The sequence below is a fragment of the Sphingobium sp. genome (assembly GCF_035511395.1).
Taxonomy (GTDB): Bacteria; Pseudomonadota; Alphaproteobacteria; order Sphingomonadales; family Sphingomonadaceae; genus Sphingobium.
Genome location: NZ_DATKFP010000160.1, coordinates 1 through 14163, shown reverse-complemented (window position 1 = coordinate 14163; position 14163 = coordinate 1). Strand labels below are relative to the sequence as shown.

Here is a 14163-nt window from a genome sequence, read left to right as displayed (position 1 = left end):
ACGGCATCATCCGCAAGGGTCTGTCCGCGCGTCTCACCCGCGCCGATGTCATCGTGTCGCGCACCAACATCGCCTCGCTCCGCCGCTTCAAGGACGACGTCTCCGAAGTGCGTGCAGGCATGGAGTGCGGTGCGGTCCTTCAGGATACGAACGACATCAAGGCTGGCGACACGCTCGAACTGTTCGAAGTCGAAGAGCGCGCACGCACGCTTTAAGCCGGGACGGACGATCTTTCCTTTCGGGGAAGAGCTTGGGGTGGAAGCGATTGCGTGAGCAATCGCTTCCACCCTTTCGTTATTCGGCAGTGCCCGCTACGCTCGCAAACCACCCCCAACCCTCTGAGGAGGGTTACGTGCCCCTCCTGAGACCAAAAGGGAGGGGGGAGTTTTAATTATGGCTCAACAGCAATCCGAAGGCCCCTCCGTCCGTCTCCTCCGCGTGGGCGAGCAGGTGCGCCATGTCCTGTCCGAAATTCTCCAGCGTGGCGACGTGCATGACGATGTGCTGGCCAAGCATGTCGTCAGCGTCACCGAAGTGCGCATGTCGCCCGACCTGCGCCACGCGACGGTCTTCATCAAGTCGCTGCTGGGGCAGGATGAGGAAGCGGTGCTCAAGGCACTGCGGACCAACACCGCCTATCTCCAGCGCGAAGTAGCGACCCGCATTCGCCTGAAATATGCGGCGAAGCTCAAATTCCTTGCCGACGAGAGCTTCGACGAGGGTAGCCATATCGACAAGCTGCTGCGCGATCCCAAGGTCGCCCGCGACCTGACGCAGGACGAAGGCGACGATTGACTTGTCGGACGGTAAGACGCATCTTACCGTCATGAACGCCAAGACCACCCTGTCGGCGAAAGGCCAGGTCGTCATCCCCAAGGATGTGCGCGACCAGCTTGGTCTTGCGCCGGGGCAGGTGCTTGACGTCGTTCCCATGGGCGGCGGCGTGCTGCTGAAGCCGCAGCACAAGAAATCCGGCCGCAGCTTTGACGAGATCATGACCGGGATCAGGGCGCGTTATCAGCATCAGGGACCGCCGGTTTCCATCGAGGAGATGGATGCGGCGATTGCGCAGATGTTCCGCGACCGGAAGGGCTGATGGCGGTAGCCATCGACTCCAACGTTCTGGTCCGGTTCCTGACGGGCGACGACCCTGCGCAGGCGGCGGTTGCAGCGGAGCGGATCAGTCGGGGGTTTGTGTTGTTGCCCACGGTCGCCGTCGAAACGGAATGGGTGTTGCGTTCCAGCTATGACTGGCCGCGCGAAAGGATCGAAGCTGCCTTTCGGGACGTCATCGACCTTTCGGAAGCGATTGGCTTTCCTGTCGGCCTATATTGGGTGTTGGACCGCTTTGCCGCTGGCGCCGACTTTGCCGACATGATGCATCTGTCGATGGCTGGCGAGGCAGAGGCGTTTCTGACATTCGACCGGCGGATCGAAAAGTTGGCAGGGGATTCCCCGCCCGTTGCCGTCATCACCTTGGCCTAAGAACGGGGAATATATCATGCGGGCTTTCTGGTTGTCCTGTGCGCTTCTGTCCTGCGCGGTTGCGCCCGCCCTCGCCAAAGATCCTGCGATCCACTCCGCCGTCATCGCCGATCCGAGGCCTGACGCCGCCTATCCGGCGGGCATGAGTGCCTTCGTCATTCCGGCGCAGGATGGAGCGATGAACGCGGTCATGTACACCGCCGCCGGGTCGGGCCTCCACCCGACCCTGCTGCTGCTCCATGGCTTTCCCGGCAACGAACAGAATCTCGATCTGGCGCAGGCAGCGCGGCGGGCCGGATGGAATGTGCTGACGCTCCATTATCGCGGATCCTGGGGCAGTCCCGGCACCTTCTCCTTCGGCAATGCGTCGGAGGATGCCTTCACCGCGCTCCAGTTCCTCCAGCAACCCTCGGCCGTCGCCAGATATCGCATCGACACCAGCGCGATCGTGGTCGCGGGGCACAGCATGGGTGGTTTCATGGCCGCCGATGTCGCCGCCGCCGAACCGCGCGTCGCCGGGCTGTTCCTGATCGATCCCTGGGATCCGGCGCAGACCGTCGCGGCGCTCGCCACGCCGGAAGGGGAGGCGGGCTGGAAGGCCGAGGTGGCGAGCGACCTGCCGCCGCTCAATGGCGCGAGCTATGAAAGCCTGACCGGCGAGATCAAGGCGGATGGGGCGAAGTTCGACCTTGGCCGCCGGCTTGCCGGCTATGGCCGCCGGCCGCTGACCATGATCGGCGCGGAAAAGGGCATCGGCGCCATGGCGCGCAAGGCTGCCGCCGATGCGCAGGGCGCGAACCCGGATACGCGGCTGATGGTCTGGCCCACCGATCACAGCTTTTCCGACAAACGGATCGCGCTGGCCGATGCGCTGGTCCGTTTCCTCGCTGGCGTCGCGCCCACCATTCGCTAAGGCGGGTCATGGCGAAGCTCTATTTCTACTATAGCTCGATGAATGCGGGCAAATCGACCACGCTGCTGCAATCGGACTTCAACTATCGCGAGCGCGGCATGAACACGATGCTGTGGACTGCGGCGCTGGACGATCGCTACGGTCAGGGGCGGATCGTGTCGCGCATCGGGCTGGAGGCGCATGCCGCTCTGTTCGACAGCGAAACCGACATGCTCGTCGCCATCGCCGCGCAGCATGAGGCGACGCCTCTGTCCTGCGTGCTGGTGGACGAGGCGCAGTTCCTGACCGAGGCGCAGGTGTGGCAATTGGGCGGTGTCTGCGACCGGCTGGGCATCCCGGTTCTCTGCTACGGAATCCGCACCGATTTTCAGGGGCAGCTCTTCCCCGGTAGCGCCGCGCTGCTGGGGCTGGCCGATTCGCTCAGCGAGATCAAGACGATCTGCGAATGCGGGCGCAAGGCAACGATGAACCTGCGTGTCGACGGACAGGGCCGGGCGATCCGGCAGGGCGACCAGACCGAGATTGGCGGCAACGACCGCTATGTCGCCCTATGTCGGCGTCATTTCGTGGAGCAGATGCAGGAATGAGCCGGATCGATCGATTGCTGGCCCCGATCAAAGCGCCCGGCCTGCATCTTGAGCAGCTGCGCGAAGGCCATCGCGAGGCGCTCCGCGCGATCTGCCCGGTCGACGATCCGGTGTGGGAGATTTTTCCGAGCCGCTGGGCGGCGGAGGATTTCGATGCCGTTTTCGACGCGACCATCGCCAATCCGGATCGCTGCCCTTTCCTGATCCGCGCCGATGGCGCGGAGGTCGGCATGTCGGGCTATCTGCACCTCAATCCGGCTGACAATTGGCTGGAACTAGGCGGCACCTACATGACCCCGGTGGTGCGCGGCACGGGTCTGAACGGCCGGATCAAGCCGCTGCTGATCGGGCGGGCGATCGACTGCGGCTTCACCCGGATCGAGTTCCGCATCGACCGGCGCAATATCCGCTCGCAAAAGGCGGTGGAGAAGCTGGGCGCGGTGTGCGAGGGCGTGCTGCGCCAGCAGCGCGTCACCTGGACCGGCCATATCCGGGACACGGTGATCTATTCGATCCTCGCGGATGAATGGCGGGCGCGGACGGCATAAGCCGGATCGTTACTATATCGAAATAATCCAGTTCGGCAGGTCGGCCAGTCGTTCCAACTGGGTGAATTGCAGATGATTGGACGGTGCCTTGGCGCTTTCATGGTACCAGGCGCCTTCCTGCGGGATGAAGGCGGCCCAGGCGCCGGCCTCCAGCGCGGGGAGGATGTCCGACCGCATGGAGTCGCCCGCCATCACCGCCTCTTCGGGGGCGATGCCGTGGCGGGCGAAGAGGGTGCGGAAGGTGTCCGCCTTTTTGTCGCTCACGATCTCGATGCCGGAGAAAAGGTCGCCGAGACCCGATGCGGCCAGTTTGCTTTCCTGATGGAGCAGGTCGCCCTTCGTCACCAGCACCAGCGGGCCGACCTTCGCCAGTTTATCCAGCGTGTCCTGAACCCCGTCGAACAGGTCTACCGGATGGGCGAGCAGCGCGCGCCCGGCCGCCAATATCCCCTCGATCATCGACGTCGAAAGCGACTCGCCCGCCAGCTCCACTGCCGTCTCGATCATCGAGAGGGTGAAGCCCTTGGCGCCATAGCCATAGAGCGGCAGGTTGCGCGTCTCGCAGGCGATCAGCCGTTCGCGCGTCACGTCGGCCTCCGCAAAGGGGCGCAGCATGTCGAGCAGCGCATCCTCCGTCGCATTGAAATGGCGCATATTGTGCCAGAGCGTATCGTCGGCATCGAGGCAGATGAGCTTGATCGTCATGGGGCCGCTTGTAGCCCCGCGCCGGGCGGGAAGTCGAGATGTGTGCGACGTGGGGGGGCAGATGGGCGGTTGTGGTGCAAGTGGGTGGAAAGCGGACTGACTTTCCCCACCCGTCATCCCCGCGCAGGTGGGGGGCATCTCATCAACGTAGTACTGGATGCAAGGTCAGGAGATGGGTTCCCGCCTGCGCGGGAACGACGAAAAAGGGTGGTTAGCCGACCGCCCCGGCGCTCGTCACCCCGGCCCTGAGCCGGGGTCCGGCTGCCTTTCAAGGTTGGGCCTAAAGAAGCGGGATTCCGCGTCAAGCCCGGGATGACGTCGAATTAATGTCCGCCGCTGGCCGTTTCCGGCGCGGTCTAGAGCCAACGGCGGCCGTTAAGGGCTGACAGGGCGGGGCAGGCGATATAGAGCGCGCCGCCATGCACGGCTGGATCATCCTCGACAAACCCCATGGCCTCGGCTCGACGCAGGCGGTCAGCGCGATGAAGCGCGCGCTGCGGATACAGCGGGAACTGCTGGGCGGGACGGAAAAGTGGAAGGTCGGTCATGGCGGTACGCTCGATCCGCTGGCGACAGGCGTGCTGCCGATCGCGATCGGGGAGGCGACCAAGCTGGCGGGGCGGATGCTCGACAGCGACAAGATCTATGACTTCACTATCGCCTTCGGCGCGCAGACCGATACGCTCGACCTGGAGGGGAAGGTCATCGCGCAGAGCGATCATCGGCCCACGCCGGTGCAAGTGGAGGCGATCCTGCCCCGCTTTACCGGCCCGATCGAGCAGGCGCCGCCCGCCTACAGCGCCATCCTGATCGACGGCCAGCGCGCCTATGACCTCGCCCGCAAGGGGGAAGAGGTCGAAATGAAGCTGCGGTCGGTGACGATCCACGAACTGGCGCCCGTTCGGTTCGAGCCTGTCGAGAACGGTGCGCAAGCATTCTCGACAGGCGCGAACCGAACGGAGGAGGGGGCGCTGACGTCCGTCACGCTCACGGCCCATGTCTCCAAGGGCACCTATATCCGCAGCCTTGCGCGCGACATTGCGCTCGCCCTCGGCACGGTCGGGCATGTCACCATGCTGCGCCGCGTGAAAGCCGGGCCATTCACCCTGGATTCGGCAATTTCGCTGGACAAATTGGACGAAGCTGCTAGGGGCGGCGGCATCGGTGGGCTTATGCTGCCGTTGACGGCGGGGCTGGACGACATCCCGGCTCTCGCAGTCTCTCCCGATGAAGCGCTGGCTCTCCGACAGGGGAAGGTGCTTTCGGGGCGTGATGCTGCCACCGGACTTCATCTGGCGACCGACGGGACATTGCCCGTGGCGCTGGTTGAGATCGAGGACGGAAACGTCCGGGTGGTGCGCGGATTTAACCTGATGTCGAAGGAAGAAGACTAGATGACGATCACTGCCGAGCGCAAGGAAGCGCTTATCAAGGAACATGCCCGCGCCGAGGGTGATACCGGTTCGCCGGAAGTTCAGGTCGCGATCCTGACCGAGCGCATCACGAACCTGACCGAGCATTTCAAGGGTCATCACAAGGATAACCACAGCCGTCGCGGCCTGCTGATGCTGGTTAACAAGCGCCGTTCGCTGCTGGACTATCTGAAGAAGAAGGATGGGGCGCGTTACACCGACCTCATCGCCAAGCTGGGCCTGCGTAAGTAAGCCTTGCTAAAAGGGACGGCCCCATTCGGGGCCGTTTCTGATTCCGGGAATATCGCAATCCGGTGATATGTCCGTTTCAAGGGGCCAGACGATGCCCCGACACCGCAGCGGGCCGGTTAGCCCGCATCACAGGCCCCGCCCGGCAATAGGGCCAGGTGGGCGAAGGAAAACAACATGTTCGATGTAAAGAAAGTTTCGATCGAGCTGGCCGGCAAGACGCTGACCCTCGAAACCGGCCGGATCGCGCGCCAGGCCGACGCCGCCGTGCTGGCGACCTATGGCGAAACCGTGGTGCTGTGCGCCGTGACCGCCGCCAAGTCGGTGAAGGAAGGCCAGGACTTCTTCCCGCTGACCGTCCACTATCAGGAAAAATATTCGGCCGCCGGTCGCATTCCGGGTGGCTTCTTCAAGCGTGAGCGTGGCGCGACGGAAAAGGAAACGCTGGTTTCCCGTCTGATCGACCGTCCGATCCGCCCGCTGTTCCCCGAAGGTTTCTATAACGAAATCAACGTGATCGCGCAGGTTCTGTCGTTCGACGGCGAAAGCGAACCCGATATCGTGGCGATGATCGCCGCTTCGGCCGCGCTGACCCTGTCGGGCGTGCCCTTCCTGGGTCCGATCGGCGCCGCGCGCGTCGGTTACAAGGACGGCGAATATCAGCTGAACCCGTCGCTGGACGAAGTGAAGACCGGCGAACTCGACCTGGTCGTCGCCGCCACCGGCAACGCGGTGATGATGGTCGAATCCGAAGCCAAGGAACTGTCGGAAGACGTGATGCTCGGCGCCGTCCTGTTCGCCCATGAAGCGAGCAAGAAGGTGGCGAACGCGATCATCGACTTGGCCGAGCAGGCCGCGAAGGATCCGTGGGACATCGCCAAGGGCGACGACACCGAAGAGCTGAAGAAGAAGCTGAAGAAGCTGATCGGCAAGGACATCACGGCCGCCTACAAGCTGACCGACAAGTCGGCCCGCTCGAACGCGCTGAACGAAGCTCGCGCCAAGGCGAAGGCCCAGTTCGCGGCCGACGGCCTGGACGCCCAGACCGTGATGGCCGGCATCAAGCTGACCAAGAAGCTGGAAGCCGAAATCGTGCGCGGCGCCATCCTGAAGGACGGCAAGCGCATCGACGGTCGCACCACGACCCAGATCCGCCCTATCGAGGCGATGGTTGGCTTCCTGCCGCGCACCCATGGTTCGGCGCTGTTCACCCGTGGTGAGACGCAGTCGATCTGCACCACCACGCTCGGCACCAAGGACGCCGAGCAGATGATCGACGGCCTGGTCGGCGTTCATTATGAAAACTTCATGCTGCACTATAACTTCCCGCCCTATTCGGTCGGTGAAGTCGGCCGCTTCGGCGCGCCGGGCCGTCGCGAAGTCGGCCATGGCAAGCTGGCATGGCGTGCGCTGCACCCGGTTCTGCCGAGCAAGGACGAGTTCCCCTACACCATCCGCGTCCTGTCCGACATCACCGAGTCGAACGGCTCGTCGTCGATGGCGACGGTCTGCGGCGGTTCGCTGTCGATGATGGACGCGGGCGTTCCGCTGAAGCGTCCGGTGTCGGGCATCGCCATGGGCCTGATCCTGGAAGGCAAGAATTTCGCTGTCCTCAGCGACATTCTGGGCGACGAGGATCACCTGGGCGACATGGACTTCAAGGTGGCCGGTACCGAAGAAGGTATCACCACCATGCAGATGGACATCAAGGTTGCCGGCATCACGCAGGAAATCTTCGAAGTCGCGCTGCGTCAGGCCAAGGAAGGCCGCGCCCACATCCTGGGTGAGATGAGCAAGGCGCTGTCCTCGACCCGCACCGAGCTGTCGGCCCATGCCCCGCGCATCGAGACGATCCAGATCGACAAGTCGAAGATCCGCGACGTCATCGGCACCGGCGGCAAGGTCATCCGCGAGATCGTCGCGGAAACCGGCGCGAAGGTCGACATCGACGACGAAGGCATCATCAAGATCAGTTCGTCCGACATCGCCCAGATCGAAGCCGCCAAGGCGTGGATCCTCGGCATCGTCGAGGAAGCGGAAGTCGGCAAGATCTACAACGGCAAGGTCGTCAACATCGTCGACTTCGGTGCGTTCGTGAACTTCATGGGTGGCAAGGACGGCCTCGTCCACGTCTCCGAAATGAAGAATGAGCGCGTCGAAAAGCCGACCGACGTCGTGTCGGAAGGCCAGGAAGTGAAGGTCAAGGTTCTTGAAATCGATCCGCGCGGCAAGGTTCGCCTGTCCATGCGCGTCGTCGATCAGGAAACCGGCGAGGAACTGGAAGACACCCGTCCGGCCCGCGAACCGCGCGAACCGCGCGAACCGCGCGGCGACCGTGGGGATCGCGGTGATCGTGGTCGCGGTCCGCGCCGTGACGGCGGTGATCGTGGCGGTCGCGGTGGCGATCGGGGCGGGGATCGCGGTCCGCGCCGCGATCGTGGCCCGCGCAGCGAAGGCAACGACCGCAATGGGGGCGACGACGGCGGCAACGCCGGTCTGCCCGACTTCCTGACCCAGGACTGATCGCGCAGCAACTGCTGACAGACAAAGGGGCGTCCGGTCAGTCCGGGCGCCCCTTTTTCGTCTCGTCGCAAAGCGGTGTCCGACTGATTTCGATCAATGCGCAAGCGTAAGGTTCTGCTACTGTAACCAAACGCCACCCTGGGGATCGCCATGCACAGGAGCAACGAGCGCTTTGTCGAACGCCTGCCGCTCGTTCTCGATCGGCCGGTTCATGCCTATGCGCTGACCCTGATCCTGTGCGCATCGGCACTGATGCTGCGTTTCGCCGCCGAACCGTTGCTGCCCAACGGCTATCCTTTCGTCACCTTCTTTCCCGCCGTCATCCTCTCATCATTCCTGTTTGGTGTGCGGCCGGGGATTTTCGCGGCGATCGTCTGCGGTATCGCCTCCTGGTATTTCTTCATCCCGCCGCCCTTCGGCTTCGCTTTGAACCCGGCGGTCATCGTGGCGATGCTGTTCTACACCGGGGTGGTGGTGGTCGACATATTGCTGATCCACTTCATGCAGCGCGCCAATTTCAACCTGGCGATCGAGCGGGAGCGCAGCCGGGTGCTGGCCGACAATCGCGAACTGCTGTTTCGCGAATTGCAGCATCGGGTATCGAACAATCTTCAGGTGGTGGCCGCTCTGCTCTCGCTCCAGCGGCGGCATGTCGATCATGAGGTGGCGCGCCGCGCGCTGGATGAGGCGTCGGAACGGCTGGCGCTGGTCGGCCGTATCAGCCGCGCGCTCTACGATCCCGAACTCAAGGGGCAGGATATGCGGGCGTTCCTGACGGCGCTGACCGGGGATGTGGTCGATGCGTCGGGGCGCGGGGACATCAGCCTGTCGGTCGATGCGCCGGGCGGACTGACGCTGGATCCCAATGTTACGGTGCCGCTGGCGCTGGTGGTGGCCGAAGCGGTCAGCAATGCGATCGAACATGGTCTGCCCGACCGGGCGGGACGGATCGACGTGACGCTGGAGGCGGAGGAGGAGGCGCTGGTGCTGCGCGTCGCGGACGACGGGCGCGGGGTTGCGCCCGAACTGGAGGCGGAGAAGGGAGAATCCCTTGGCCTGCGTATCGCCAATGCGCTCGCGGCGCAGTTGGGCGGGCGGTTCAGCCTGTCGCCCGGCGTCGCGGCGGGGGCGGTCGCGCGGCTCGACCTGCCGCTTCGGACGGCCAGTTGATCGGCGCGCCATTCTGCCGCTTGGCGACGGCGATCCGCTCGGCTATGACCCGCTCCATGTTGACGAAAAACCTGACGCGCATCGGCGCGGTTACCGCTTCGGTCATGCTCGCCGCCCTGCTCTCGGGTTGCTCGACATCGAAGAACAAGGCCGACACCCTCTATGTCGCGCGCGACGTGTCGACCCTCTACAACAGCGGCAAGGCGCGGCTCGATCGCGGCCAGTACAAGCTCGCCGCCGCGCTGTTCGACGAGGTGGAGCGCCAGCATCCCTATTCGCCCTGGGCGCGCCGCGCACAGCTCATGTCGGCGTTCAGCTATTATATGAACCGGGACTATCCGGAATCGATTTCGGCCTCGCAGCGCTTCCTGTCGATCCACACCGGCAACAAGGACGCGCCCTACGCCTATTATCTGATCGCGCTCTGCTATTATGAGCAGATCGCCGACGTCACCCGCGACCAGAAGATCACGCAGCAGGCGATGGATGCGCTGGGCGAACTGATCCGCCGTTATCCCGACACCCGCTACGCCGCCGACGCGCGGCTGAAGGTCGACCTGGTGAACGACCATCTGGCTGGCAAGGAGATGGAGGTCGGCCGCTTCTACCAGCGTCGCGGCCAGTGGCTCGCCGCCACGCTGCGCTTCCGCTCCGTGATCGACAAATATCAGACGACGACCCACACGCCCGAAGCGCTGGAGCGTCTGGTCGAATCCTATCTCTCGCTCGGCATCCCCGCCGAAGCGCAGAAGGCCGCCGCCGTCCTGGGCCGCAACTATCCCGGCACCAGATGGTATGAGCGCAGCTACAAGCTGATGCAGCAGCATGGCGGCAAGGCCTGACCACAGAATGGCATCATCCCGGCCCTCGCCGGGATGGTGATTTAGGACGGACGACTTGCTGACCTCGCTCGCCATCCGCAATGTCGTACTGATCGAGGCGCTGGACCTGGAGTTCGGCGCGGGCCTGTCCGTGCTGACCGGCGAGACGGGCGCGGGCAAGTCGATCCTGCTCGATTCGCTCGGCCTTGCGCTGGGCGCGCGCGCCGACACCGGCCTCGTCCGCAATGGCGAGGCGCAGGCGAGCGTCGTCGCGACCTTCGATCCGCCCGCCGCCGACCACCGCGCCACCGCGCTGCTGGTCGACAACGGCATCGATATCGAGCCGGGCGAGCCTTTGCTGATCCGCCGGCTGGTGAAGGCCGATGGCGGCAGTCGCGCCTTCGTCAACGACCAGCCCTGTTCGGCCGCGCTGCTGCGCGACCTTGGCGGATCGCTGGTCGAGATTCACGGCCAGCATGACGATCGCGGTCTGCTCAACCCGCGCGGCCACCGGGCGCTGCTCGACACCTATGGCCGGTGCGAGGCGGAGGCGGTGGCCGCCGCCCATGCCGCCTGGAGGGTTGCCGCCACTGCGCTGGCCGAAGCGCGCACCATCGTCGACAATGCCGCGCGCGACCGCGATTACCTGACCCACGCGGTCGAGGAGTTGCGCAAATTCGCGCCGGAAGCCGGCGAGGAGGCGATGCTGGCCGAAGAGCGCGCGACCATGCAGAAGGGCGCGCGCCTGTCAGACGATCTGTCCGCCGTCAGCGACTGCCTGACCGGCTCCGACGGCGGGCTTGCCCAGTTGCGTCAGGCGGCGCGGCGGCTCGACCGGATCGCCGGGGAGGAGCCGCTGCTGACCGCCGTGCTCGAAGCGCTGGACCGCGCCGTGGTGGAAGCGGGCGAGGCGGAGGATCGTCTGGCCGAGGCGGCCGAGGCGCTGAGCTTCGACCCCGCCCGGCTCGACGCGATCGAGACGCGGCTGTTCGACCTGCGCGGCCTTGCCCGCAAGCATCAGGTCGCGCCCGACGATCTTGCCGCGCTGCGCGATGAGATGGCCGCGAAGCTCGCCGCGATCGAGGGCGGGGAAGAACATATCCACGCGCTGGAGAAGGATGTCGCGACAAAGGCCGCCGCCTATCGCGCCGCCGCGCAGGCGCTGTCGGCCGAGCGCCAGCTGGCCGCCGGGCGGCTCGACGCGGCGGTGGCGGGGGAACTGGCGCCGCTGAAGCTGGACGCCGCGCGCTTCCGTACTGTGGTTGCGCAGCTGGACGAGGGCCAGTGGAGCGCGCAGGGCATGGACCGGGTCGAGTTCGAGATTTCGACCAATCCCGGCGCGCCCTTCGCACCGCTGGCGAAGATCGCGTCGGGCGGTGAATTGTCGCGCTTCATCCTTGCGCTCAAGGTCGCGCTGGCCGAGCGGGGCGGGGCGGATACGCTGATTTTCGACGAGATCGACCGGGGCGTGGGCGGCGCGGTGGCCGATGCGATCGGCGAGCGGCTGGCGCGGTTGGCGCGCAGCAACCAGATCCTGGTCGTCACCCACAGCCCGCAGGTCGCGGCGCGGGGGGCGGGGCATATGCTGATCGCCAAGTCGAGCGACGGTACCGTCACGCGCACCGGCGTTCACGCGCTGGACGATAGCGAGCGCCGCGAGGAAATCGCACGGATGCTGTCGGGCGCGGAGATCACCGCCGAAGCGCGGGCGCAGGCGGAGCGGTTGCTGGAGCGGGTTTAATCCCCCTCCGTTCGTTTCGAGCGAAGTCGAGAAACGATAGCGCAGTTCTAGCCGTTTCTCGACACGCTCGAAACGAACGGACTTTCAGGAAAGGGTACGCGTGATGACCCATAACCGCAGAGACATGCTCGGCCTCGCCGCCGCTACGATCGCCGCAACCGCCATTCCCGCCGCCGCGCAGGAGCCCAGGCCCCGCTACGGCCTGATCGGCCAGATGCTCAGCGTTCCTGGCAAGCGCGACGAACTGGTCGCCATCCTCACCGAAGCGACCGGCGCGATGCCGGGCTGCCTGTCCTATGTCGTGGCATTGGACACGGCCAATCCGGAGGCGATCTGGATCACCGAAGTCTGGGACAGCCGCGAGAGCCATGCCGCATCGCTCAAACTGCCCGCCGTCCGCGCCGCCATCGCCAGGGCAAAGCCGATCATCGCGGGCTTCCCCCAGCATTTCGAGACGGTGCCGGTAGCGGGGGTGTGATCCTGCCGCCGACGTTGATATTGTTGTTTGCGCGGAGGCGCGGAGGCGCGGAGATTTTTTGAGCGGCCTTCGGCCGATGCGGCATGCCGCGGAGCGGCTCTTTGGAGCGGCTCTTTAAAAAAGCTCTGCGCCCTTTGTGCCTCTGAGCACAAAAGAAAATAGCGCCGCCCTCCAATTCCCTCCGCGTCTCCGCGCCTCCGCGTGAACCGGAAAGGACGATCTACTCCCGCTTTCGCAGGCGCCTGACAGCGGCTAAAGCATCCCCATGACCGATCCTGCGACCCTTACAGAAGCCGAAGCCGCCAACCGCCTGATGCGCCTTGCCAGGGAGGTGGCGAAGCATAACCGGCTCTATCATGATCAGGATGCGCCGGAGATCAGCGACGCGGACTATGACGCGCTGATCCGCGAGAATAACGCACTCGAAGCGGCTTTCCCGCAGCTGATCCGCGCCGATTCGCCCAACGCGCAGGTCGGCGCCGCTGCCACATCGGCCCTGAAGAAGGTGCCCCATGCCGTCCGCATGATGAGCCTCGACAACGGCTTTTCCGACGAGGACATTGCCGAGTTTCTCGCCCGTGTGCGCCGTTTCCTCGCGCTGCCGGAAGCCGAACCGTTGGCGCTCACCGCCGAGCCGAAGATTGACGGCCTGTCCTGCTCGCTGCGCTATGAGCAGGGCGAACTGGTGCTGGCCGCGACGCGTGGCGACGGTACAACGGGCGAGGATGTCACCGCCAATGTCCGCACCATCGCCGATATTCCCCAGCGCCTGACCGGCCCCGATATCCCCGACCTGTTCGAGGTGCGCGGCGAGGTCTATATGGCCAAGGGCGATTTCGTGGCGCTCAACCAGCGCCTTCTCGCCGAGGCCGACGACCCGGAAAAGGCGCGCCAGTTCGCCAACCCCCGCAACGCCGCCGCCGGATCGCTGCGCCAGAAGGACGCGAGCGTCACCGCCAGCCGCCCGCTGCGCTTCCTCGCCCATGGGTGGGGCGCCCACAGCGCTTTGCCTGCCGATACCCAACTGGGTATGATGCAGGCGATTGCGGGCTGGGGACTGCCTGTTTCGGACATGCTGGCCTGCGTCGACAGCCTTGACGCCCTTATCGCCCATTATCGCGGAATCGAGGCGGCGCGCGCCGACCTGCCCTTCGACATTGACGGCGTCGTCTACAAGGTCGACCGGCTTGACTGGCAACAGCGGCTGGGCTTCGTGGCGAAGGCGCCGCGCTGGGCGATCGCGCATAAATTTCCCGCCGAACGCGCGCAGACGACGTTGGAAGCCATCGACATCCAGGTCGGCCGCACCGGCAAGCTGACCCCCGTCGGCCGCCTCACGCCCGTCACCGTGGGCGGCGTCGTCGTGTCCAACGTGACCCTGCACAATGCCGACGAGATCGCTCGCCTCGGCGTCCGTCCCGGCGACCGTATCGTGGTGCAGCGCGCAGGCGACGTGATCCCGCAGGTGGTCGACAATCTCACCCGTGATGAGGTGCGCGAACCCTTTCCTTTCCCGACCCATTGCCCGGTC

General features: G+C 65.1%; 16 protein-coding genes. 15 read left to right on the top strand and 1 reads right to left on the bottom strand.

What is annotated here, in order from left to right; genetic code table 11:
* From VMR39_RS10790 to VMR39_RS10760, 7 genes are all read left to right on the top strand, one after another.
* Window positions 1–215 (top strand): hypothetical protein (locus VMR39_RS10790; RefSeq protein WP_325415974.1); only part of this gene is annotated, 215 nt, incomplete at its 5' end.
* Between the two features lie 178 nt (window positions 216–393).
* Complete coding sequence (rbfA, locus tag VMR39_RS10785; protein WP_325415973.1) at window positions 394–795, top strand: 30S ribosome-binding factor RbfA; 402 nt, start codon at window positions 394–396, stop codon at window positions 793–795.
* 1 nt (window position 796) lies between these two features.
* Complete coding sequence (locus tag VMR39_RS10780; protein WP_325415972.1) at window positions 797–1096, top strand: AbrB/MazE/SpoVT family DNA-binding domain-containing protein; 300 nt, start codon at window positions 797–799, stop codon at window positions 1094–1096.
* A complete protein-coding gene (locus VMR39_RS10775; RefSeq protein WP_325415971.1) occupies window positions 1096–1485 on the top strand; it encodes a type II toxin-antitoxin system VapC family toxin in 390 nt (129 codons plus the stop codon). The genes VMR39_RS10780 and VMR39_RS10775 overlap by 1 nt, the downstream gene beginning before the upstream one ends.
* Before the next feature lie 16 nt (window positions 1486–1501).
* Entirely contained in the window at window positions 1502–2398 is an 897-nt protein-coding gene (locus VMR39_RS10770) for an alpha/beta hydrolase family protein (RefSeq protein ID WP_325415970.1), read from the top strand.
* A gap of 8 nt (window positions 2399–2406) precedes the next feature.
* The gene (locus VMR39_RS10765; protein WP_325415969.1) at window positions 2407–2985 is read left to right on the top strand and encodes a thymidine kinase; all 579 of its coding nucleotides are present in this window, start codon (window positions 2407–2409) and stop codon (window positions 2983–2985) included.
* Entirely contained in the window at window positions 2982–3533 is a 552-nt protein-coding gene (locus VMR39_RS10760; protein ID WP_325415968.1) for a GNAT family protein, read from the top strand. The genes VMR39_RS10765 and VMR39_RS10760 overlap by 4 nt, the downstream gene beginning before the upstream one ends.
* Before the next feature lie 12 nt (window positions 3534–3545).
* Here VMR39_RS10760 and VMR39_RS10755 read toward each other — a convergent pair whose 3' ends face one another.
* The gene (locus tag VMR39_RS10755) at window positions 3546–4238 is read right to left on the bottom strand and encodes an HAD family hydrolase (RefSeq protein WP_325415967.1); all 693 of its coding nucleotides are present in this window, start codon (window positions 4236–4238) and stop codon (window positions 3546–3548) included.
* A gap of 419 nt (window positions 4239–4657) precedes the next feature.
* Between VMR39_RS10755 and truB the strand changes: the two genes are divergently transcribed.
* The 8 genes from truB to ligA form a co-directional block, all read left to right on the top strand.
* Entirely contained in the window at window positions 4658–5632 is a 975-nt protein-coding gene (gene truB, locus VMR39_RS10750) for a tRNA pseudouridine(55) synthase TruB (RefSeq protein ID WP_325415966.1), read from the top strand.
* Entirely contained in the window at window positions 5633–5902 is a 270-nt protein-coding gene (gene rpsO / locus VMR39_RS10745; protein WP_325415965.1) for a 30S ribosomal protein S15, read from the top strand. It begins immediately after the preceding gene.
* Between the two features lie 174 nt (window positions 5903–6076).
* Entirely contained in the window at window positions 6077–8422 is a 2346-nt protein-coding gene (gene pnp / locus VMR39_RS10740) for a polyribonucleotide nucleotidyltransferase (RefSeq protein WP_325415964.1), read from the top strand.
* 150 nt (window positions 8423–8572) lie between these two features.
* A complete protein-coding gene (locus VMR39_RS10735) occupies window positions 8573–9592 on the top strand; it encodes a sensor histidine kinase (protein WP_325415963.1) in 1020 nt (339 codons plus the stop codon).
* Between the two features lie 56 nt (window positions 9593–9648).
* A complete protein-coding gene (locus tag VMR39_RS10730) occupies window positions 9649–10434 on the top strand; it encodes an outer membrane protein assembly factor BamD (protein WP_325415962.1) in 786 nt (261 codons plus the stop codon).
* 55 nt (window positions 10435–10489) lie between these two features.
* Entirely contained in the window at window positions 10490–12154 is a 1665-nt protein-coding gene (recN, locus tag VMR39_RS10725) for a DNA repair protein RecN (protein ID WP_325415961.1), read from the top strand.
* Window positions 12155–12257: 103 nt separating this feature from the next.
* Window positions 12258–12632: a putative quinol monooxygenase gene (locus VMR39_RS10720; RefSeq protein WP_325415960.1), complete on the top strand. Its 375-nt coding sequence runs from the start codon at window positions 12258–12260 to the stop codon at window positions 12630–12632.
* A gap of 265 nt (window positions 12633–12897) precedes the next feature.
* Window positions 12898–14163, top strand: a 1266-nt coding sequence (gene ligA, locus VMR39_RS10715; RefSeq protein ID WP_325415959.1) for an NAD-dependent DNA ligase LigA, incomplete at its 3' end; no start/stop codon positions are given.

What these genes read in the sequence shown, in the direction of transcription:
- VMR39_RS10755 (WP_325415967.1), bottom strand. Translation starts at nt 4,238, where the DNA reads ATGACGATCAAGCTCATCTGCCTCGATGCCGACGATACGCTCTGGCAC.
- VMR39_RS10775 (WP_325415971.1), top strand. Translation starts at nt 1,096, where the DNA reads ATGGCGGTAGCCATCGACTCCAACGTTCTGGTCCGGTTCCTGACGGGC.
- rpsO (WP_325415965.1), top strand. Translation starts at nt 5,633, where the DNA reads ATGACGATCACTGCCGAGCGCAAGGAAGCGCTTATCAAGGAACATGCC.
- VMR39_RS10765 (WP_325415969.1), top strand. Translation starts at nt 2,407, where the DNA reads ATGGCGAAGCTCTATTTCTACTATAGCTCGATGAATGCGGGCAAATCG.
- VMR39_RS10770 (WP_325415970.1), top strand. Translation starts at nt 1,502, where the DNA reads ATGCGGGCTTTCTGGTTGTCCTGTGCGCTTCTGTCCTGCGCGGTTGCG.
- VMR39_RS10735 (WP_325415963.1), top strand. Translation starts at nt 8,573, where the DNA reads ATGCACAGGAGCAACGAGCGCTTTGTCGAACGCCTGCCGCTCGTTCTC.
- truB (WP_325415966.1), top strand. Translation starts at nt 4,658, where the DNA reads ATGCACGGCTGGATCATCCTCGACAAACCCCATGGCCTCGGCTCGACG.
- VMR39_RS10760 (WP_325415968.1), top strand. Translation starts at nt 2,982, where the DNA reads ATGAGCCGGATCGATCGATTGCTGGCCCCGATCAAAGCGCCCGGCCTG.
- pnp (WP_325415964.1), top strand. Translation starts at nt 6,077, where the DNA reads ATGTTCGATGTAAAGAAAGTTTCGATCGAGCTGGCCGGCAAGACGCTG.
- rbfA (WP_325415973.1), top strand. Translation starts at nt 394, where the DNA reads ATGGCTCAACAGCAATCCGAAGGCCCCTCCGTCCGTCTCCTCCGCGTG.
- VMR39_RS10730 (WP_325415962.1), top strand. Translation starts at nt 9,649, where the DNA reads ATGTTGACGAAAAACCTGACGCGCATCGGCGCGGTTACCGCTTCGGTC.
- VMR39_RS10720 (WP_325415960.1), top strand. Translation starts at nt 12,258, where the DNA reads ATGACCCATAACCGCAGAGACATGCTCGGCCTCGCCGCCGCTACGATC.